Source organism: Aliiroseovarius sp. D2-2, from assembly GCF_055809455.1.
This window is the reverse complement of the sequence record NZ_CM147913.1, coordinates 1,704,478-1,724,008: the sequence shown is the minus strand read 5'-3', so window position 1 is coordinate 1,724,008 and position 19,531 is coordinate 1,704,478. Positions and strand designations below refer to the sequence as shown.

At 56.0% G+C, this 19,531-nt stretch carries 21 protein-coding genes; 9 read left to right on the top strand and 12 right to left on the bottom strand.

The window, feature by feature from the left end; genetic code table 11:
- Positions 1 to 14 precede the first annotated feature (14 nt).
- From pgl to AC0L6A_RS08435, 8 genes are all read right to left on the bottom strand, one after another.
- Positions 15 to 689: a 6-phosphogluconolactonase gene (gene pgl, locus AC0L6A_RS08470; protein WP_473289237.1), complete on the bottom strand. Its 675-nt coding sequence runs from the start codon at positions 687 to 689 to the stop codon at positions 15 to 17.
- Entirely contained in the window at positions 686 to 2,140 is a 1,455-nt protein-coding gene (gene zwf / locus AC0L6A_RS08465; RefSeq protein ID WP_473289235.1) for a glucose-6-phosphate dehydrogenase, read from the bottom strand. Before zwf ends, pgl begins: the two co-directional genes overlap by 4 nt.
- 111 nt (positions 2,141 to 2,251) lie before the next feature.
- On the bottom strand, positions 2,252 to 3,208 hold the full coding sequence (speB, locus tag AC0L6A_RS08460) for an agmatinase (RefSeq protein WP_473289233.1): 957 nt from the start codon (positions 3,206 to 3,208) through the stop codon (positions 2,252 to 2,254).
- A 65-nt stretch (positions 3,209 to 3,273) separates the two neighbouring features.
- A complete protein-coding gene (locus tag AC0L6A_RS08455; RefSeq protein ID WP_473289231.1) occupies positions 3,274 to 3,858 on the bottom strand; it encodes an HNH endonuclease in 585 nt (194 codons plus the stop codon).
- A gap of 175 nt (positions 3,859 to 4,033) precedes the next feature.
- Complete coding sequence (locus tag AC0L6A_RS08450; RefSeq protein ID WP_473289230.1) at positions 4,034 to 4,717, bottom strand: alpha/beta hydrolase; 684 nt, start codon at positions 4,715 to 4,717, stop codon at positions 4,034 to 4,036.
- Complete coding sequence (locus AC0L6A_RS08445; RefSeq protein ID WP_473289228.1) at positions 4,714 to 5,355, bottom strand: DNA-3-methyladenine glycosylase family protein; 642 nt, start codon at positions 5,353 to 5,355, stop codon at positions 4,714 to 4,716. Before AC0L6A_RS08445 ends, AC0L6A_RS08450 begins: the two co-directional genes overlap by 4 nt.
- Entirely contained in the window at positions 5,331 to 6,062 is a 732-nt protein-coding gene (cobK, locus tag AC0L6A_RS08440) for a precorrin-6A reductase (protein ID WP_473289227.1), read from the bottom strand. The genes AC0L6A_RS08445 and cobK overlap by 25 nt, the downstream gene beginning before the upstream one ends.
- On the bottom strand, positions 6,059 to 7,111 hold the full coding sequence (locus tag AC0L6A_RS08435; protein WP_473289226.1) for a cobalt-precorrin-5B (C(1))-methyltransferase: 1,053 nt from the start codon (positions 7,109 to 7,111) through the stop codon (positions 6,059 to 6,061). Before AC0L6A_RS08435 ends, cobK begins: the two co-directional genes overlap by 4 nt.
- 97 nt (positions 7,112 to 7,208) lie before the next feature.
- Here AC0L6A_RS08435 and cobA point away from each other — a divergent pair, with 97 nt between their 5' ends.
- From cobA to AC0L6A_RS08420, 3 genes are all read left to right on the top strand, one after another.
- Positions 7,209 to 8,078: a uroporphyrinogen-III C-methyltransferase gene (cobA, locus tag AC0L6A_RS08430; RefSeq protein WP_473289224.1), complete on the top strand. Its 870-nt coding sequence runs from the start codon at positions 7,209 to 7,211 to the stop codon at positions 8,076 to 8,078.
- On the top strand, positions 8,078 to 9,373 hold the full coding sequence (locus tag AC0L6A_RS08425; RefSeq protein WP_473289223.1) for a cobyrinate a,c-diamide synthase: 1,296 nt from the start codon (positions 8,078 to 8,080) through the stop codon (positions 9,371 to 9,373). The genes cobA and AC0L6A_RS08425 overlap by 1 nt, the downstream gene beginning before the upstream one ends.
- Before the next feature lie 75 nt (positions 9,374 to 9,448).
- Positions 9,449 to 10,669: an MFS transporter gene (locus AC0L6A_RS08420; RefSeq protein WP_473293430.1), complete on the top strand. Its 1,221-nt coding sequence runs from the start codon at positions 9,449 to 9,451 to the stop codon at positions 10,667 to 10,669.
- Between the two features lie 21 nt (positions 10,670 to 10,690).
- On the opposite strand, the gene AC0L6A_RS08415 is transcribed toward AC0L6A_RS08420, so the two are convergent.
- The 3 genes from AC0L6A_RS08415 to AC0L6A_RS08405 all read right to left on the bottom strand — a co-directional run bounded on the left by AC0L6A_RS08415 (position 10,691) and on the right by AC0L6A_RS08405 (position 14,794).
- Positions 10,691 to 11,644, bottom strand: a complete 954-nt coding sequence (locus AC0L6A_RS08415; RefSeq protein WP_473289221.1) for a hypothetical protein — start codon at positions 11,642 to 11,644, stop codon at positions 10,691 to 10,693.
- A gap of 62 nt (positions 11,645 to 11,706) precedes the next feature.
- Positions 11,707 to 11,979, bottom strand: coding sequence for a hypothetical protein (locus AC0L6A_RS08410; RefSeq protein ID WP_473289219.1), 273 nt, complete (start codon positions 11,977 to 11,979; stop codon positions 11,707 to 11,709).
- 19 nt (positions 11,980 to 11,998) lie between these two features.
- Positions 11,999 to 14,794 carry a [protein-PII] uridylyltransferase family protein gene (locus tag AC0L6A_RS08405; RefSeq protein WP_473289217.1) on the bottom strand — a complete coding sequence of 932 codons (2,796 nt, stop codon included), beginning with the start codon at positions 14,792 to 14,794 and terminating at the stop codon, positions 11,999 to 12,001.
- Positions 14,795 to 14,955: 161 nt separating this feature from the next.
- On the opposite strand from AC0L6A_RS08405, the gene AC0L6A_RS08400 reads away from it, so the two are divergent.
- A complete protein-coding gene (locus AC0L6A_RS08400) occupies positions 14,956 to 15,423 on the top strand; it encodes a YbaK/EbsC family protein (RefSeq protein WP_473289215.1) in 468 nt (155 codons plus the stop codon).
- On the opposite strand, the gene AC0L6A_RS08395 is transcribed toward AC0L6A_RS08400, so the two are convergent.
- On the bottom strand, positions 15,402 to 15,875 hold the full coding sequence (locus tag AC0L6A_RS08395) for a MarR family winged helix-turn-helix transcriptional regulator (RefSeq protein WP_473289213.1): 474 nt from the start codon (positions 15,873 to 15,875) through the stop codon (positions 15,402 to 15,404). The genes AC0L6A_RS08400 and AC0L6A_RS08395 overlap by 22 nt on opposite strands.
- Before the next feature lie 106 nt (positions 15,876 to 15,981).
- On the opposite strand from AC0L6A_RS08395, the gene AC0L6A_RS08390 reads away from it, so the two are divergent.
- From AC0L6A_RS08390 to AC0L6A_RS08370, 5 genes are all read left to right on the top strand, one after another.
- Positions 15,982 to 16,515: a cytochrome b gene (locus tag AC0L6A_RS08390; RefSeq protein ID WP_473289212.1), complete on the top strand. Its 534-nt coding sequence runs from the start codon at positions 15,982 to 15,984 to the stop codon at positions 16,513 to 16,515.
- A gap of 3 nt (positions 16,516 to 16,518) precedes the next feature.
- Positions 16,519 to 17,007, top strand: a complete 489-nt coding sequence (locus tag AC0L6A_RS08385; RefSeq protein ID WP_473289210.1) for an enoyl-CoA hydratase — start codon at positions 16,519 to 16,521, stop codon at positions 17,005 to 17,007.
- A 192-nt stretch (positions 17,008 to 17,199) separates the two neighbouring features.
- Positions 17,200 to 17,727 (top strand): DUF2852 domain-containing protein, encoded by a 528-nt coding sequence (locus AC0L6A_RS08380; RefSeq protein WP_473289209.1) that lies wholly within the window; start codon positions 17,200 to 17,202, stop codon positions 17,725 to 17,727.
- A 74-nt stretch (positions 17,728 to 17,801) separates the two neighbouring features.
- Positions 17,802 to 18,287: an RDD family protein gene (locus tag AC0L6A_RS08375; RefSeq protein WP_473289207.1), complete on the top strand. Its 486-nt coding sequence runs from the start codon at positions 17,802 to 17,804 to the stop codon at positions 18,285 to 18,287.
- A gap of 102 nt (positions 18,288 to 18,389) precedes the next feature.
- On the top strand, positions 18,390 to 19,247 hold the full coding sequence (locus AC0L6A_RS08370) for an arginyltransferase (RefSeq protein ID WP_473289206.1): 858 nt from the start codon (positions 18,390 to 18,392) through the stop codon (positions 19,245 to 19,247).
- The last annotated feature ends 284 nt before the right edge of the window (positions 19,248 to 19,531 follow it).

Genomic DNA, 19,531 nt, shown 5'->3' with positions numbered 1-19,531 from the left:
AGTACTCAAATATACTATTCAGCCCAGTGTACAGTCATGTCCGCCAAAACCGCCTTAACCGGGGCAAGACGGGCATGTTTCGCGCCAACAGCTTGCTTTAAAGCAGCCCGTTTGGCGTCTCCCATAATCAACAAATGTTTCGACATGGCGCCGTTTAAAATCGGTGCGGTCAGCGTAACCCGTGGTTCATCCGCGCCCGGTGCACGCATCGGCAAAAGCGCAGGTGCATGACGCGACAAAGCTTCATCCAAATGATCAGCCCCTGGGAACAGACTGGCCGTGTGCATGTCTTCCCCCATACCAAGCAGCAACACTGAAATGGGAGCGATCGCATCAATCGCGCGCGACAGTTCAGGCAGCGCTTCTTCCGGGCGTTCAGTCGGGCCATAGAGCGGCACCAGATTGGCTTTCGCTGCATGACCCACCAGCAAGCGCGATTTTAAAAGCGCGGTATTCGATCGCGGGCTGCTTTCCGGCACCCAACGTTCGTCGGTCAGCAACACGTCCACGCGCGCCCAATCCAGATCCACCGCCGAAAGCGCATCAAATACCGGCCCGGGCGTGGTTCCGCCCGGCACAGCCAGTGACGCACGTTCCTCGTGATCCAGCATCGAGCTGAGCTCTGAGGCCAGCTTGTCTGCCAAATCCAACATCATCATGTCGCGATCTGCATATTCGATTAGGTTCATTCGCGGATCTCCCTCCAGCGGCGACCGTCTTTGTGAAGCAGCATAAGCGCCTCTTCCGGTCCCGTCGAGAAAGGTTCGTATAACGTAGGGGCATCCCTGCGGTCTTTCCAGCCTTCGATGATCGGATCGGTCCATGCCCAGGCGGCTTCAACCTCGTCCCCGCGCATGAACAAAGTCTGGTTCCCACGGATCACATCCATGATCAGACGTTCATAAGCATCAGGTGCGTCGGCCAGTTCCTCGCCCAAAGCTTCGGCAAAGGTCATATCAAGGGGCACATCGATCAAGCGCATCCCGCCCGGCCCCGGCTCTTTGATGGTTACTTTCAGATCCATGCCTTCGTTCGGCTGCAGGCGGATCGACAGCTCATTCGCGGATTGCCCGGTGTCCTCTTCAAAGATTGAATGCGGTGGTTCTTTGAACCTAACAACAATCTCGGACATGCGCGCCTTTAAACGTTTGCCAGTGCGCAGATAGAAAGGCGTGCCATTCCAACGCCAGTTTGCGATGTGCAACTTCATCGCTACGAAGCTTTCCGTGTCGCTTGCCTCGGTCTCGGCGTCCTGCAGATACGAGGCCGTTTCGTCTTCGCCGGCATATTGCCCACGGACGATATCTTCATGTGACACCGGATCCAGCGCGCGGATGATCTTCAGCTTTTCATCGCGCACCGCATCGGAATCGAATTTGGACGGAGGCTCCATCGCAGTCAGACACAGAAGTTGCATCAGGTGGTTTTGCACCATGTCCCGCATCGCGCCGGATTTGTCGTAGTAGCCTCCACGCCCCTCGACGCCAACCGTCTCGGCCACAGTGATCTGAATGTGATCTACGTACTGGGCATTCCAAAGAGGCTCGAAAAGCATATTGCCAAACCGCACGGCCATCAGGTTCTGAACGGTTTCTTTGCCCAGATAGTGATCAATCCGGTAAATCTGGCTTTCGTCGAAATGCGCAGCCAGCGTGGCGTTCAAAGCTTTCGCAGTTTCAAGGTCGTGGCCAAACGGCTTTTCGACAACGATCCGTGCGTCTGGTCCCGCAATGCCTTTTGTGTGAAGCCGTTCAGCAATTGGGCCAAACAAACGTGGTCCGACCGAGAAATAGAACGCCTGAACACGATCCTGTTTCACCAGCTTCTTAAGGTCACCCCAACCGCCATCCCCAAGCGCATCGACCGTCACGAATTCCAATGTCGCGCGGAACGCCTTTAGCGTTTCAGGATCACATTTGCCCTTAGAAACAAACTCACGCACAGCCTTTTCGACGAAATCCCGATAGCCTTCGCTGTCCATCTCGGATCGGGCAGCCCCGATGATACGTGCACCTTCCGGCATCTGCCCATCAAGGAAACGACGGTACAGCCCCGGTAAGATTTTGCGACGGGCCAGATCGCCCGTACCACCAAAAATCACAAGGTCAAAAGGATCGACAGGAATGACGCGCGAAACCATAAAATTCTCCGGTATTTGTTAGCGCTAACGGGCTTATTGATTGGCTTCTACCCGCTCTTCATCGCCAAGTCTAGCATTGATACCGGAGGTCACAAGGGCATGACATCCTGATCATTCAGATTTTGTCATAACGCAAAGCAGTTCAAACATGATCGACGCGCCAAGATAAGCTGTCGCACCAGATGCATCAAATGGCGGCGAGACTTCGACAAGGTCCGCCCCAATTATGTTCAACCCTTTCAGCGCACGCACCACTTCTAATGCTTGGAACGAATTCGGGCCGCCAATTTCCGGCGTACCTGTGCCCGGCGCGAAAGCAGGATCCACAAAATCGATATCATAGCTGACATAAGTTGCGCCCTGCCCAGCGATCTTGCGCGCCTCAACCATCACATCCTCGACGCCGCGTGCGTGGAATTCCTCAATCGGTATCACGCGTATGCCGACGCTTTCGGCAAAATCCCGGTCTTCATTGTCATAGGCCGTGCCGCGAATGCCGATCATCACCACACGATTGGGATCAAGCAATCCTTCCTCGACCGCACGCCGGAACGGGGTGCCGTGGGTGTACATAGTGCCGTCAAAATATGAATGAAACAGGTCTGTGTGGCTGTCGAAATGCACCATGCCAACAGGCGCGTCCTTGGCAAGAGCCCGCAGGATCGGAAGCGTACAAAGGTGATCGCCCCCGCCGGTCAGTGGCCGAATGCCAGCGTCGCGCACACGAGTATAGAACGCCTCCATCCGTTTCAGGCTGTCGATGACATCCGCAGGGTTCGGCGCAACGTCCCCCAGGTCGGCACAGTTCAGCGCCTCAAACGGCCGCACACCCGTCGCGCCGTTCTGTGCACGGATCATCGTGGACATATCGCGCAACTGTCGCGGGCCATGGCGTGGACCGGGTCGGTTGGTGGTGCCCCCGTCCCACGGCGCACCAATCAATCCAACATCAACGTCTTGAAGGCGAGGATGATCGAAATCCACATGCGGTAGCCGCATGAAAGTGGGCACACCCGCGAAACGCGGCAGGTCGAACCCGGAAACGGGGGTGAAAAACGGATCTGACATGGGACCTTCCTTTTTCGGATGACGCTAGCGGCAAAGCCCTTCCGCGTCATGCCAAAACTGACGGCTCACGCATCCAGTTCGGTGTCCCAATACAGGAAATCCATCCAGCTAGCGTGCAAATGGCCGGGTGGAAACTTGCGGCCCACGTTGCGCAGTTCTTCTGCCGTAGGTTGGCGCGCTGGCTTTCGCAGCGCCAACCCAGAGCGTCGCAAGGGCTTTGACCCTTTCTTCAGATTGCAATGCTGACAAGCCGCCACCACGTTTTCCCAACTGGTGACGCCCCCCGCTGCGCGTGGCACCACATGGTCGAATGTCAGATCACCACGCGCGCCACAATATTGGCAGCAAAACTCGTCCCTCAGAAATAAATTAAAGCGTGTGAAGGCCACGCGCTTTTGAGGTTTCACATAGTCTTTCAAGACGACGACCGACGGAATCCTGATTTCAAGCGACGGGCTTCTGACCACCTCGTCATACTCGGCCAGTATGTTGACCCGATCCAGCACCGCCGCCTTGATGGCATCCTGCCAAGGCCAAAGCGAAAGCGGATAATAGGACAAGGGTCTGAAATCCGCATTTAGCACCAGCGCCGAGTGGTTTTTCACCCCGCCGCCTTCGCGTACAAACTCTGTCCTGAAATCTCCATCCATAGTGCACTCATCCTCGCCCGATCGCCAAGCCAGCCCTTAAGGGCCGATCGACAGGGCGGGGACACCCGCGCCCCATGCTTATGGGTTGACTATATATAGATAGAACAACCTGACAACCCCAACATCTGGGGTCATCAATTGGTTAGCATGGGAGTATCTCAGAGATGTGACAGGATTACTTGTCGTCTTCAGGTTGCGCCAACCCAAGCTTGTCGAGCATGAAGCTCATCGCTACCGACAGACCGTCCATCGCGATCCCGTGGCCCGTGCCCTTCATGATGAAGCCATAGGTTTCAAAGCCAGCAGCCTGCAAAATCTCTCCGCTTTCCGAGAAATGACCGGGGGGCACCATGTCGTCCTGATCGCCGTGAACCAGCAAGATTGGCAGCTTGGACACCACGTTTTCAGCAAAGTTATCCGGCTCCAACATCCGACCCGAGAATGCAACCAACCCCGCGATGGGCTCGTCCCGACGAGGCAATACACGCAACGACATCATCGTCCCTTGCGAGAACCCGAAAACAATGAGTTCTGAAGGGCTTATCCCTTCATCCTCAAGCACTTGATCAAGGAAGGCATTGATATCTGCGCTGGCCGTTTCCACGCCGCGCATGCTGTCTTCTTCTGACGATCCGTCCAGCCACGGGATGGGGAACCACTGATATCCCATCGGGTTGCCCAAGCATTTCTCGGGTGCGTCCGGTGCGATAAAGGTTGTGTCTGGCATGTGCTCTGACAATGGGTCAGACAATCCCAGCAAATCCGCGCCATCCGCGCCGTAGCCATGCAAGAACACCACCACAGATTTTGTGGTACCCGAGGCCGCTTCGCGCCGTTTGCTTTCCAAGATGCGGGTCATTTGCCAATCCCTTCCCGTTTCGTTTCCATGCGGTAATAGGCCCAGAGCAACCGGGCCGCAACGCCCCTGTGTGGTGCCCAGTCCAATGCCAGCTCTCGCAACGGCTTTTCCTTGGGGCGGTCCGGCAAATCAAACAGGCGTTTTGCAGCTTCTTGCAGCGCCAAATCCCCAGCAGGGAACACATCTGCACGCGCCAAAGCGAAAAGCGCATATATTTCAGCCGTCCACAATCCAATCCCGGGCACAGCGGTCAATTTCTGAAGCACATCTGCGGATGACAAATCCCGCAACGCAGCATAATCAATCTGCTCCGCGGCCAGCGCATGGGCATAGCGAATCTTGGGGCGCGACAGCCCGGCATCCGCCAGATCCGCGTCGCTGGCCTTTGCCACATTGCCTTCCTGATCCAACCCAGCGGCTTGAACCCGCGCCCAAATCGCCGCAGCAGACGCGGTCGAGACTTGCTGGCCAACAATGGCAAACATGAGGGCGGAAAACCCGTCAGGGCGAAGCCGAAGCGGGACCTCATCCAATTGATCAAGGATTGGCTGGAACCTTGGCTCCTTCGCACACAGCGCGCGTGCACCACTTTGCAAGCACGCCTGCCCTTTGATCAGGATTTCTGTGTGTTCAGCCACGCAACGGCCCCCTCGACAGTCTCAGAGAACTGGCTGCCTGGCGCGGGTGGACGCGACAGCATCACAACGGGAAGGTCAAGTTGCCGGGCTGCGATCAGCTTTGATTGCGCAGCGCCACCCGCATTTTTGCTGATGACATGCGTGATACGATGCTCCCGCAGTGTTGCCACTTCATCTTCAACGGAAAATGGCGGCCTGCCGATGATCCAAGCACCTTCAAAGGGAAAAGGCGCATCAGACGGATCAACACGGCGGCAAAAAAGCGTGCGGTCCTTGGCCAATCCCGCCCATTCCTCCAATGACTGCGCACCCGTCGCCAGAAGCACCCGCGCGCCAGAAGGGATATGTTGTGTCGCCCCTTCAGGGATCGAAATCATGTGCCAAACATCGCCTTGTTCAGCTTTCCATTCAGGCCGCAGAAGTCGCAGATATGGCACTCCCAAACGAGATGAAATGTGGAAGCTTCGGCTGGAAATCTGTGTCGCAAATGGATGGGTTACATCAATCACGGCATCAAAAGCCGCCTGTTGCATGAATTCTTCCTGTTTCTCTTCGCCCCCAAACCCGCCGGTTCTGGTCGCCACAGGATAGGATTTCGGAGAACGCGTCGCCCCAGACAAGGACGCCAAGACATCATGTCCCAGATCAGACAGCACAGCTGCCAATTGTCGTGCCTCGGCCGTGCCCGCCAGCAAGAGAACCTTCAATCGGTTCGCGCGATGATCGCGCCCTGCCTATCAATCACGACGATATCCACCTCAACCGCGGCGCCCCGCAAAATCTGATAAGCCGTTTCTCGCGCTTTCTTCGCAACCAGATGAGACATTCTTTCACCATGTTTTTCATAGGCTTGCAGCGCGGTATTCATGTCGGAAATCTGATCATCTTCCAACCATTCAGCCAATTGTTTGAAATTGACCTGACTGCGCCCTGAATGCAGATCCCGCGCGCCTTGCGCCAGCTTGGTCAGCTTACCAATCCCGCCGCCAATCGTCACATGTCCAACCGGGTTGCGCGCCAGATATTTCAGCATTCCCCCTGCAAAATCACCCATGTCGATCATCGCGCCGTCAGACAGACCAAGCAAATCCTGCACAACCTTCTCAGACGTTGCCCCGGTACATCCGGCGACATGCGTCAGCCCCTCGGCCCGCGCCACATCGATCCCGCGATGAATAGATGCAATCCAGGCAGAACAGGAAAACGGCCGCACAATGCCCGTCGTTCCCAGAATGGACAAGCCACCCTTGATCCCCAATCGCGGATTCCAGGTTTTTTCGGCCAAGGCCGCACCATCATCGACCGAGATCGTGACAGTTACATCCGCCCCCTGCCCATAGGTGGCGGCAGCTTCATGCACCACGCCTTTGATCATCTGGCGCGGGACGGGGTTGATGGCAGGTTGCCCTACGGGAATGGGCAGCCCCGGTTTCGTGACCGTTCCGACACCATCACCCGCAACAAAGTAAACACCCTGTCCCGGCTTGGCAGGCGCCACACGGGCGCGGATGATGGCACCATGAGTGACATCAGGATCATCCCCTGCATCTTTGACGATTGCGGCCTCGGCCCAGCTGTCCCCTGACGCCTGATCATAAATCAGAAAATCCGGCGTTTCTCCGCGTGGTAAGGTGATCGAGACACGCGACGGCGTCCCCTGCCCCCAAAGCGCATCAAGGGCTGCTTTGACCGCTGCGGTCGCGCAGGCACCCGTGGTCCAGCCACGGCGTAATTCTGGGGGAGATTCCTGTTCCATCCTGTGGACTATAGGCTGGCAAACCCGCGCCGCCAATCCGTTCTGTGAGGTCGCAGTTGCGCTTTTCGCCAGCGCTCAACAGGTGCATAAGGGGCGCATGAGCGACTCGCGTAACTATACCACCCCCGTCCTACCCGGTCATGATTGGCCAAAGCTGGAACCCGGCTGGGTCTGGCTGTGTGGCGCTGGCCCCGGTGATCCGGGCCTTTTGACCATTCACGCGGTGAATGCGTTGATGCAGGCGGATGTGATTGTCCATGACGCGCTGGTTGCCCCAGAAATCCTTGATTGGGCCCGCCCCGAGACCGAGGTGATCTATGCCGGCAAGCGTGGTGGCAAACCATCGGCAAAACAGCGTGATATCTCGCTGCGACTGGTGGATTTGGCGAAAGATGGCAAACGGGTGCTGCGCCTGAAAGGCGGCGACCCCTTTGTTTTCGGACGTGGCGGCGAAGAAGGCCAAACGCTTGTTCAACATGGCGTTCCGATCCGTATCATTCCGGGCATCTCGGCCGGGATCGGCGGTTTGGCCTATGCCGGGATTCCCGTTACCCATCGCGACGTCAACCAATCTGTGACCTTTGTCACCGGACATGACCAATCGGGCAATGCCACTGGATCGCTGGACTGGAAAGCCATTGCGCGCGGATCGCAAGTGATTGTGATCTACATGGGCATGAAGCATCTGGACCGCATTCGAAATGCACTGATTGATGCAGGTCGACCGGGGGATGAACCGGTTGCCATCACCACGAACGCCACCACAAAAGATCAACGGGTGCTTGAAACATCCTTGGCCCGTTGCGTCGAAGATGCAGAACGCGACGGCATTGGCGCGCCCGCGATTATTTGCGTGGGCCGCGCCGTTTTGATGCGTCAGGCGCTGGATTGGCAAGCCATGGCCGCTGGATTGGCGCCGCGCGACACGGACCCCTTGGGACGGGGTCGCCCCGCCGAGGATCGCTGATGCCGCAGGACCGCCCCGCGAACGCCCCCACGGGTTTGGTCCTGTCTGCACCGTCTTCTGGCAGCGGAAAGACTACGTTGACCCTTGGATTGCTGCGCGCCTTGTCGCGACGTGGCGCCCAAGTCAGCGGCGCAAAATCCGGCCCGGACTACATCGATCCGCGCTTTCATGCGGCTGCTTGCGGTCGGGATTGTCCCAATTTGGATGCTTGGGCGATGGGACCGGCACGGTTGCACGACCTTGCCCGATCCGGCGCAGAGCTTTTGCTGATTGAAGGGGCGATGGGATTGTTTGACGGGGCCCCACCCGAGGGGCGTGGTGCAACCGCCGATTTGGCGCGTCAGTTTGGACTGCCAGTAATTTTGGTGGTAGATTGTGCCCGATTGGCACACTCGGTCGCGCCATTGGTCAACGGGTTTGCCCATCATGATCCCGGAACACGGGTTGCAGGTGTGATCCTGAACCACGTGGGAAGTCCCCGCCACGAGGCAATGTTGCGTGCAAGCCTGCAAGACAGTCTGATCCCGGTTCTTGGAGCAGTTTATCGACAAGCTGGGCTAGAGCACCCGTCGCGACATTTGGGTCTGGTTCAGGCCGAAGAGCATCCAGATTTGCAGGCGTACTTGGATCGTGTCGCCGATGTGGTCGAAGCGGCGATCGATCTTGATGCGCTGGTCGCTTTGGCAGGTCATCTAACGCCTTCACCGGGAAGTTCGCAGCGGCTGATCCCCCCCGGTCAGCGGATTGCGGTGGCTTCCGACAAAGCCTTTGCCTTTGCCTATCCGCACATCATGAACGACTGGCGAAACTCTGGCGCCGAGGTCATCCCATTCTCGCCTCTGGCAGACGAAGCCCCTGCCCCGAATGCTGATTTCATCTTTCTGCCCGGCGGATATCCGGAGCTTCACACTGAAACACTTGCCGCCGCGCAAAGCTTCAAACGCGGGATGCATAACGCCACCTGCCAGATCTATGGCGAATGTGGTGGTTACATGACATTGGGGCGCGCGCTCACAGACAAAGACGGTGTGCGCCATGAAATGTTGGGCCTTTTGGGGCTAGAGACAAGCTTTGCCAAACGCAAACTCCATCTGGGATACCGATCGCTTACCGCGTGTGACGGCCCATTCTCCGGCCAATGGAACGCACATGAGTTCCATTATGCCACAACACTTCTGGCTGAGGGCACACCGCTATTCGAGGCCACCGATGCCGAAGGGCGCGCCCTTGCCCCGATGGGGCTGATCAACGGCAACGTTTCGGGAAGTTTCGCCCATTTGATCGACCGGGCCTGACTGCGACATCACCCCTCAGCAATGGGTACAATTTCGCACTGGCCAAACCCTATATGCATGGATACGCATATCCGCATGACCGATGCGACCCTCTCACCCGCCGATGATGCACGCGCCAAGCGTAATGTAACCATTCTTGTGCTTGCGCAGGCCATCTTGGGTGCACAGATGCCCATGATTTTCACGATGGCTGGTCTGGCGGGGCAGTCATTGGCGACGAACCTTTGCTGGGCGACGCTTCCAATCTCGCTGATGGTGGGGGGATCGATGATCTTTGCCAACCCCGTCAGCTGGGTGATGCAAACCTTTGGCCGCCGCGTTGGGTTCTGGCTTGGCACGCTTGGCGGCTCAACCGGGGCAGCAATCAGTGCCTATGGATTGATGCAGGCGGACTTTACGATTTTCCTGATCGGGTCCTTTTTCATGGGATTGTACCAATCCGCACAAGGGTTCTATCGCTTTGCTGCAGCGGACACGGCATCTGATGCTTTCCGTCCCAAGGCGATTTCATATGTTATGGCAGGTGGATTGGCGTCGGCCATCATTGGCCCGCAGCTGTTTAACCTTACAAATGACGCCATGGTTGTACCCTTTCTGGGCGCTTACCTGACCATCATCGTCATCAACATTCTGGGATCATTTCTATTTCTGGGTTTGGACATACCCAAACCCGAGAAACCGCATGAAGATGCCCCTAAGGGTCGCACACGTATGGAGCTGCTGCGCGATCCGGTGATTGCCGTGGCAATCATCTGTGGCATGGTCTCGTACGCGCTTATGAACCTTGTCATGACGTCAACCCCGCTTGCGGTTGTCGGCTGTGGGTTCGAAACGGATATGGCCGGCAACATCGTGACGGCACATGTGTTGGCGATGTTTGTCCCCAGCTTTTTCACCGGCCATCTGATTGCACGGTTTGGAACGCGCTTGGTGATCGCGACCGGATTGGCCATTCTGGGGTTCGCCGGAGTGGTTGCCCTTCAAGGGGTCGAGCTTGAGAACTTCTTTATTGCTTTGATCCTGCTGGGTATTGGCTGGAACTTTGGCTTTATTGGCGCGACGTCGATGCTGGCGGGGGCTCATGCGCCCGAGGAACGCGGTCGTGTCCAAGGGATGAACGACATGATCGTCTTTGGCTGCGTGACCGTGGCGTCGCTGGCGTCGGGTGGCTTGATGAATTGCTCTGGCGGTACTGCCGTGGAAGGGTGGAGCGCCGTCAACATCGCAATGATCCCCTTCCTAGTGCTGGCGGGTGGATCGCTGATTTGGCTGATGATGCGGCCTACTGAGGCATAACGTACCAATCCGCTTCAACAGTCAATTATCCTCTTTAGACCTTGATATTGCCGTCGACTGATGACGCGAACAGGTTGCGTGGCAGCCCAAAGAAAAGCACGGTGCAGCATTCGATTGAATGCCACTATCGGCCAATGATAGTCTGCTTTTCTCAATCACATCTTTCAACATTTGTGGGCTGATTTTCGGCTTAAATTGGATCCCCGCAAAATAGCTGTTTTTCCACACAATTTGTCCGCGGGCTTTATGGCCACAGAAAAACAAATCCACCCAAATCTTTTCGGCATGTTCCGGTGCGACCTCTACCTTCATACCGGATCGGTTGATGTCCAGAATGTTGGTAACCGAACAGTTGTCACCATGAACAAGCAGCAGAGGTGTTCGGCACACAAGACGGACAGCACGATCCGTAAAACCACGGCGAAAAACAACTACAGATACAATGATAAGAGCGATCAAAGCCAATACGGAAACGCCCAGCGTGATTGCCTTACCCCCGGCAATCATCGATGATGTCCCATCATTGGAACGATCCACCAATTCAAGCGGCTTCGACTGATTACGCTTCGTAATTTGGTGCAAGTCAGAACATCCAAAGATGAGTTCGATCTTTTGCAACACACGCATCAGATCGGGCAGCTTTTGGCTGACATCAGCTCCGACAGAATTCGGGTTCAGAAGGATTCGGTCCAGCGCAGAAATAGCGAATGACATGTCCGATAGCGAACGGCTGTCAGCACTGCTATAGTACCTTAGCTTTACCCTTTTTAACAATCTCGACAGCTTACTTAGCTGATTGATTGTTGTCACACTGTCCGCAGAGTTCCAGGCAGTTGCTGCCCCTTGCTGCTGGCGTTTCAGTTCTGCAAACGAGGTACAGATTGCAGCATCATTCGCGATGACAGAGGTCCCAAAAGGTAAAAAAGCCATTACCAATAGGAGCATTCGGATTTGATGTTTGAACCGGATAACCATTACGGAACAAAGCTTGGCAGGTTTTTGTTACGAAACCGCTAAACCTTGACCCGTCAGAACGATTAACCCACCCGGCCCCGTCTTCCACCGCGTCGCTTGGGTTCGGCCTTTTTTTCAAGGGCCGCACGCAGAACGCTGGTCATTGGATGGTCGGGCGCGGCTACGCCATAGTGATCAAGCAACGCTTTGATCCGGTCCTCTTGCGCCATCTCGTGATCATCAAACAAGGCCCAATCCAGAAAGATCGAACGGCATTCACCAGCCTTGATCCCTTCGATCACATAGCTGTCGCGGATCAGCCCCCGCGGGTCGATAGCAGTCATGAGGTCAGTCATTTCTTCCTCCAGTACAAGCCTACCCTGGTGGGTTGGCCAGCACCTTTTCGATGGCTTGGGCCGCAGCCTTTGCCTTTTCCTCCAGATCCTCGATCAGGGCAGTCTCACTTTTCGCCCCGGTCTCGCGCAGAAGCAGTTCTTGCCCACCTTGCCCCAGATTTTCAAGATCCAATGGACCCTCTGACAACAGTTTAGACGCAGCCTGCAATCGCCACATTAAGTCATGCGAACGAGCCATAGATCGTCCCTGTCCGTCAGAAAACCAACCAATGGCGACACCTTGGGCGATCTGACGGTCTGGTTCGCGGGGCGTATCACCGGACAAAAGCGCGGCGGCTTGGGCCACCAGCTCGACATCTTGCAAATGACCTTCGCCCAATTTCGCATCCAATGCCCCGCCAGAATGCTTGGCGTCCGCAATCCGGTTTCGCATTTCAATCACATCCGCGACCACCTCGGCCGGATCACGATCAAACGCCAGCACTTCGGCGCGCGCGGCTTCATAGTCTTTGGCCAACCCATCTGGACCGGCGACCACACGAGCGCGTGTCAGCGCCAGATGTTCCCATGTCCAAGCTTCTTCGCGTTGATACGACCGGAAGCTTTCAATCGACGTCGCGACAGCCCCCTGCCGCCCCGAAGGTCGTAACCGCATGTCCACTTCGTAAAGCCGACCTTCCGACATTGGGGCCGACAACGCGGTCAAGAATGCCTGTGTAAGACGCGCATAGTATGCCCTTGTCGCCAATGGGCGGCGGCCATCGGACATGTCTTCGTCTTTCGGATCGTAGATCACGATCAAATCCAGATCTGACGTGGCGGTCAACGAACGCGCACCCAGCGAACCCATTCCGACAATCACGGCCCCCGCACCCGGAGGCGTTCCGTGTTTCAAGGAAAAGTTCGCGACAACCTCGGGCCAGAGCACTCGGATCACCGCATCCGCCAAATCGGTATATTGCGCCCCGGCTTCGCGCGCTTGAATCAGTCCACGTAGGAAGTGAACCCCAATCCGGAAATGCCACTCCTTCATCCAGCGCCGCGTGGTGTCCAATTTGGCTTCGTAATCCGGTGCAGCATCCAATCGCCCTGACAATTCGGCCTCAAGCGCAGGCAAGCCTGGCCATGTTTCAAAGAACCCGCCACCGATCACCGCGTCCAAAACCTGCGCGTTATGTCCCAGATACGCGGCAAGCGCGGGCGCTGTGGCCGCGATGTCCACGATCAAGTCCACCAATGTTGGATTTGCTTCAAAAAGCGAGAAAAGCTGCACGCCGGCTGGCAATCTTTTCAGGAAGCCATCGAATTGAAGCAAGGCATCATGCGGACGTGGCGCATCCGCAAGACGGGCCAGAAGGTCAGGTTTCAGGCGATTGAAGATCTGGACTGCACGGGCCGAGCGCAGGCAGGGATAGGTTTCCCAGCGGCTGACGATCTCGGCTTCGCTTTCGGTCAGTTCACGCGTATCTGCAGTGGTGCCGTCAGGTGCAAAGAATCCTTCTGTAACTTCATGTACCTCGGCCAAAGCATCATGGATGCGGGCCTTCAGAACTTCGGTATTCCCCTCGCCCATCATCCGGGCCAGCCGGTCAAATTCGTCATCCGTTTTGGGCAAGTTATGGGTTTGAGCATCGCGGAACATTTGCACCCGATGTTCAACCGTGCGGTGGAACCGATAGTGACGGGTTAGAATTTCCGCCACATCTGTGGGTATCCAGTCTTTCGAGGCCAACGCCGACAGACCGGGAACAGTATCACGCATGCGCAACCCCTCGTCCCGTCCGCCTGCAATGATCTGCCGTGTCTGGGTGAAAAACTCGATCTCACGAATGCCGCCACGCCCCAACTTCATGTCGTGACCGGGCAGAGTGATATCCCCGTGCAGACCTTTATGTTCGCGAATACGCAGGCGCATGTCATGGGCGTCTTGGATGGCGGCAAAATCCAAATGCTTGCGCCAGATGAAGGGACGAAGGCGGGTCAGATAGGCCTCACCCGCTGCAATGTCGCCTGCACAGGGTCGCGCTTTGATATGGGCGGCACGTTCCCATGTGCGCCCCAGGCTTTCATAATACCGCTCGGCCGCTTCCATCGACACGCAAACCGGGGTCACAGCTGGATCAGGCCGCAGGCGCAGATCGGTGCGGAAAACATAGCCGTCTTCGGTCAGCTCAGACAGCATCGTGCTCATCTTACGGGTGGCGCGGATGTGACTGGCGCGCGCCTCGTGGAAATCCGCGCCTTCAAAGCGGCTGTCATCAAACAGCATGATCAAATCGATATCCGAGCTATAGTTCAGCTCATGCGCGCCCATTTTCCCCATGGCCAGTGCAACCATACCGCCAGCGATTTCAACGTCGTCTTCGTCCATACCCGGCAGCTTGCCGCGACGGATTTCATTGCCAACCTGGAACGTCATCGCCTGATGGGTCGCAAAATCCGCAAGATCGGTCAGCGCACCTGTCACCTGTTCCAATTCATAGACACCAGCTAAATCGGCCAAGCCCGTCAGCAATGCGATGCGTTGCTTGGCAATACGCAGCGACCTGCGAAGCGCGCTGTCGCTGTCGCGGTCCATGCCTGACATAGCATCAGAAATCGCGTCTTCAGGAGGTTTCCCCAAAGCCTCACGCAACCAGTCAGATTGCATTTCCATCAAGCCCTTAAGATAGGGCGAACAGCCCGCCGCCCCGGCCAGCACCTCGCGCAGGTCCGGGGTGAGGTCAGAAAACCTTTCGGCAATATCGCGTGCAGGGTCTGCATCATATGCAATCGGAGTTCTGGTGATACGGGCAGAAAAAGTCGTTTGGCTCATTCTTGCAAATTGCGCTTGTCAGCCGAAAGCGTCAACCAGCGATGGCGGTGTGCGACAATCACGACCTGTTATTTGTTGTGTAGAAAGACGCACAGCCCGTCAGGACGCTTGCCCAGCGTGGCATCATCGGTATGGTCACCCATGATCAAGGGGGTTTGACCATGTCTAAAAGCTTGAAGCGGGTTAAATCGGCTCTGGAAACCGCGGGGATCAACACCGAGGTCATGGAAATGACCGACGGCACCCGAACCGCGGCGGATGCAGCCCGTGCTTGTGGCTGCGAACTGGATCAGATCGCCAAATCCATCATCTTTCGCGGGGAAGAAAGCGGCCATGTCCTGCTGTTTCTGACCGCTGGTGGCCATCAAGTCGACGCAGTAAAGGCGTCAGAGCTTGCCGGGGAACCGCTTGGCAAAGCGGATGCCGCCTTGATCCGCAAAGAAACAGGTTTCGCGATCGGAGGCGTGTCCCCGGTCGGCTTGATCAGTCCCGTGAAAGCATTCTATGACGCACGCCTATTGGAATTCGATGAGGTTTGGGCCGCGGCTGGAACCCCCCGCCACGTCTTTGCGGTGTCACCGTCGGACTTAATCAATGTCTGTGGTGCTCAACCCGGCTGCTTTACCTGATCTTCCGACTCCATCAACGACATCAGAAGTTGGCTGAGTTCGGCGCGCTGATTGTCTGGCAGCGGCGCAAGAAACGCCACATTTACGGCTTTTACCGTTTCAAACAGACTGGGCATCAATTTGATTCCTGCCTTGGTCAGAAAAACGCGGTGAGACCGGCGCGATTTGGCATCAGGTCGACGCTCGACAAGCCCTTCCCCTTCAAGATGGTCCAAAGCGCGGGTGATCGCATAGTTGGGCATTGAGATGTCGTCACCCAATTCAGTTTGAGTGACATTCTCACGCTCGGTCAGGTTCATAAGAATGACAAAGTGATCAATTTTCAGACCGAATTCGGCCAGCCGATCCGTCATATCCCGTTCAAGCGATCGCGCAAGTCGCTGAAACATCCAGCCCACACTGCTTTGACGAGTGGTTTGCGCGGTTTTTGAAAGTGAATTGTTGTTCTTCATAAGCAAGATCATAAACTGCGATTATTGCAGTTGCAAATGTTTTGTCTTGCTATTGTTGCAATTGCAAATATGATGAACGCGACTCTTTTGAAGAATGGAGAACTCAATGAAACGCTATCATCCCCTACTGGTCACCCTACACTGGGTCTTGGCCGCAATGATCGTTGGCGGCCTGGTTATGGGGGGACAGGTCTTGGCCGCGCTTCCCAATGACAGCCCTGACAAACTGTTTAGCTTGCGAATGCACATGAGCTTAGGAATGGTCATCGGAATCCTGATGATTATTCGGTTAATCACACGCCTCAAAACACAACATCCGCCTAAAGCAGATACTGGAAACGCACTTTTGAACATGGGCGGGCAAGCCGCGCACTGGGCGCTCTATGCTCTTGTGTTGCTTATGGTCGCCAGCGGCATCGGCATCTCGATAGGTGCGGGCCTTCCGGGAATTGTTTTCGGAGGATCAGGTGCACCTTTGCCAGAAACCTTCAATGATCTGGCCCCGCGTGCAGCTCACGGCATCCTCTCTAAACTCTTGGCACTGACCATCCTGGCTCATATCGCGGGCTGGGCGTACCACCAATTTATGCTGAAGGATGGATTGTTCAGCCGTATGTGGTTTGGAAACCGGGACGTCTAAGTGATGCGCAAAGCTCTCGACTTCGTGAATGAGATCGCCGGCATCCTGTATGTCGGCGGCATCTTATCGCACATTGTAATAGGAGTGGTGATTGGCACGCCGGACGGTGCGACGGCAGTGACGGTCTATAGCTACAAACTGACCAGCGCCTACATTCTGATCTTGCCTGGGCTGGCATTGAAGCTTGCCTGTGATCTGGCCCTGTTCTTCATTTGGAAAGAACGGTCGCGTTGGATGGTTGTCAAACTCGCCTGTCAGGCCTTCTTGGCTGTGAACGCATTTGTCTTCCTTGTGCCGATGATGCCCGATCTGCTTGCCATTGCAGAAGCCGGTGATCCGACAGCACCCGTCAGTGACGCGTTTCACGCACTTGAGGGGCGCGAGGCACTTGTGGGCATGTCCAATGTGCTACCGCTTGTGACAGAGCTAATAATGGGCGCATTCAAGCCGCGATTGGGCCAAAAAGCCCCAGATGGTGCCCTTCCAGCCTGATTAGATGGAATGAATGAGGAAAATGAGCGGTGATTTTCGCCGCTCTTTTTTTGTTTATTACATGCATTACAATGCGTTATACGATTTATGTAAAAAACATTCACATTACCTCTTGATGATCCCCCGGAAATACCCACATCCTAATCATGTGAAAGACATTCACATTCAAACATAAACCGAATGGAGACCATCATGAACACCGCCGCCCAAACCACTGACTACACCTCCGCCCCTCGCGGTTGGTTCTCACGGACCGAGGCGTGGCTGGACGAGCGCGGCAAAGGCGCTTGGATCGCCGCCATGGTCGTCAGCTTCATCTTTTTCTGGCCCGTCGGCCTTGCGCTACTGGCCTACATGATCTGGGGTAAACGCATGTTTTCGAAATCTTGTTCTCACCGCCGCAACCGCAACTCGCAGGCTTGGCAGGATAGCCACATGTCGCGCCGCCACGGTTTCACCAGCTCGGGCAACACCGCGTTTGACTCCTATAAAGCTGAAACGCTGCGCCGTTTGATGAGCGAACAAGAAGCGTTTGAAGCCTTCCTGGAACGCCTTCGCGCCGCAAAAGACAAGTCCGAGTTCGACCAATTCATGGATGACCGCGCCGAAGCTGCCCGCAGCACACATATCGACGATCAAGATGTGAACGACGATGATGATGTTGATGAAGTGGCCGAGGATGTCGAAATCCTTGATGAACCCAAGCGCAAAAAGAAGTAATCCGATCTGGATGACACCTTCCCGGCCCTCATTGGGCCGGGTTTTACTGACTTAACAGAGCTGCCAATCCCAAAATGACCCACTCCTTTGACCACCAAAACTCCCGTCGCGATGCGACGCTTTGGGGACTTCCTGATCCGGACACGCAATCCGAGTTCTACCAAGATGTGACCATGAAACGCCTACTGGCTTGGTTCATCGATGTCGTTCTGATCATCGGGATATGTATCGTGATTGGCCTGCTGACCCTTGGCATTGGTTTTTTCCTATGGGGTCTAGTTTATCTGGCGGTTGGGTTTGTTTATCGCATGTCCACCTTGACCCGGAAATCCGCAACCATAGGCATGCGCCTGACTGCGATCGAGCTGCGCCGACATGACGGACAACGCTTTGATCGGCAGACCGCAGCCCTGCACACTTTGGGTTACTATTTGTCGATGTCGACGGTCGTTCTTCAAATGATCTCGCTTGTGATGATGTTCACAACGGCGCGCGGCCAAGGCCTGGCCGACATGGTCCTGGGAACCACTGCGATCAACCGCATGGCCGAGCGCCGCTAAGCCGCCCCCCTGCCCCCGTTTACCCTAGCTGTTATCGGGGGCTTGCCCGACACCGCTTGCTCGGGCTAGGCTCCTTGCGATTTGAGTTGATTACGAGAAACCATGCGCCACACCCTTCCACTTGCACCCCAGTTCTATGTGACTGCGCCGCAGGAGTGTCCCTATCTGGACGGACGCCTTGAACGTAAGCTGTTCACTGCGCTTCAAGGGGAACACGCGGAAACCTTGAATGACACCCTTTCCAAACAGGGCTTCAGACGCTCTCAGAATGTGCTCTATCGCCCGTCCTGTGCTGAATGCTCGGCGTGTCTTTCCGCGCGCATCCGCGTTGCGGACTTCAAACCCAGAAAAAGCCAAAAACGAACGGTCAAACGCAACTCGGTGCTTGAACGCCGTGCACGTGCCCCTTGGGCAAGCGAAGATCAGTACGAGCTGTTCCGCCGCTATCTGGATGACCGGCACGCCGAAGGCGGCATGGCGGATATGGATGTGTTCGAATTCGCCGCGATGATCGAGGAAACGCCGATCAAAAGCCGCGTGATTGAATATGCGGAACGCGGACAAGGGCAAATGCCCGGCGATGACGCAACCGGTCCGTTGCGCGCTGTTTGTCTGACAGATGTGCTCGAAGATGGGTTGTCGATGGTCTATTCGTTCTACGACCCAGACTGGCATCGCAAATCCCTTGGCACCTATATGATCCTCGACCATATCGAGATCGCGCGCGAAGCTGGCCTGCCCTATGTCTATCTTGGCTATTGGGTGCCGGGCAGCTCCAAGATGGATTACAAAGCGGCATTCTCGTCTATCGAAATTTACCGTGACAACCAGTGGACCCCGCTGGACACGGGCGAGGATTACTCGGCTGAGTTACATCCCCTATCCACGGATCCGATTGCGGAACAGGTGGCAAGTATCAACCTTCCCGACACCGCCAGCAAAGTGCAGCGCGAGGGCTAGCGTGCCCAGGGGGACTCAGCTTTGCGGGTGAAACTGCAGCAATTCCCGAAAATCACAGCTCATATTTGCAATAGTTGCGCCAATCAGATCGCAATTGGACCAAAAATTACAAAAAATTCGCCTACGCGACATTTTATACGCGCTTTCGCTGTTGACGCCCCCCATCACCGCTCATAATGTCCCCGGCACGTAATGTGGAAGCCTTCAGGGATATCCTTGGGCAAGAACTTGGGAAACCTGCAATGAGCAGCGTCCTTGTGATTGTGAGAAATTGGCGCATGGGC

Bases quoted from the DNA above. Each gene is read 5' to 3' on its own strand.
- pgl (WP_473289237.1), bottom strand. From the start codon at position 689: ATGAACCTAATCGAATATGCAGATCGCGACATGATGATGTTGGATTTG.
- zwf (WP_473289235.1), bottom strand. From the start codon at position 2,140: ATGGTTTCGCGCGTCATTCCTGTCGATCCTTTTGACCTTGTGATTTTT.
- speB (WP_473289233.1), bottom strand. From the start codon at position 3,208: ATGTCAGATCCGTTTTTCACCCCCGTTTCCGGGTTCGACCTGCCGCGT.
- AC0L6A_RS08455 (WP_473289231.1), bottom strand. From the start codon at position 3,858: ATGGATGGAGATTTCAGGACAGAGTTTGTACGCGAAGGCGGCGGGGTG.
- AC0L6A_RS08450 (WP_473289230.1), bottom strand. From the start codon at position 4,717: ATGACCCGCATCTTGGAAAGCAAACGGCGCGAAGCGGCCTCGGGTACC.
- AC0L6A_RS08435 (WP_473289226.1), bottom strand. From the start codon at position 7,111: ATGGAACAGGAATCTCCCCCAGAATTACGCCGTGGCTGGACCACGGGT.
- cobA (WP_473289224.1), top strand. From the start codon at position 7,209: ATGAGCGACTCGCGTAACTATACCACCCCCGTCCTACCCGGTCATGAT.
- AC0L6A_RS08425 (WP_473289223.1), top strand. From the start codon at position 8,078: ATGCCGCAGGACCGCCCCGCGAACGCCCCCACGGGTTTGGTCCTGTCT.
- AC0L6A_RS08420 (WP_473293430.1), top strand. From the start codon at position 9,449: ATGACCGATGCGACCCTCTCACCCGCCGATGATGCACGCGCCAAGCGT.
- AC0L6A_RS08415 (WP_473289221.1), bottom strand. From the start codon at position 11,644: ATGGTTATCCGGTTCAAACATCAAATCCGAATGCTCCTATTGGTAATG.
- AC0L6A_RS08410 (WP_473289219.1), bottom strand. From the start codon at position 11,979: ATGACTGACCTCATGACTGCTATCGACCCGCGGGGGCTGATCCGCGAC.
- AC0L6A_RS08405 (WP_473289217.1), bottom strand. From the start codon at position 14,794: ATGAGCCAAACGACTTTTTCTGCCCGTATCACCAGAACTCCGATTGCA.
- AC0L6A_RS08400 (WP_473289215.1), top strand. From the start codon at position 14,956: ATGTCTAAAAGCTTGAAGCGGGTTAAATCGGCTCTGGAAACCGCGGGG.
- AC0L6A_RS08395 (WP_473289213.1), bottom strand. From the start codon at position 15,875: ATGAAGAACAACAATTCACTTTCAAAAACCGCGCAAACCACTCGTCAA.
- AC0L6A_RS08390 (WP_473289212.1), top strand. From the start codon at position 15,982: ATGAAACGCTATCATCCCCTACTGGTCACCCTACACTGGGTCTTGGCC.
- AC0L6A_RS08385 (WP_473289210.1), top strand. From the start codon at position 16,519: ATGCGCAAAGCTCTCGACTTCGTGAATGAGATCGCCGGCATCCTGTAT.
- AC0L6A_RS08380 (WP_473289209.1), top strand. From the start codon at position 17,200: ATGAACACCGCCGCCCAAACCACTGACTACACCTCCGCCCCTCGCGGT.
- AC0L6A_RS08375 (WP_473289207.1), top strand. From the start codon at position 17,802: ATGACCCACTCCTTTGACCACCAAAACTCCCGTCGCGATGCGACGCTT.
- AC0L6A_RS08370 (WP_473289206.1), top strand. From the start codon at position 18,390: ATGCGCCACACCCTTCCACTTGCACCCCAGTTCTATGTGACTGCGCCG.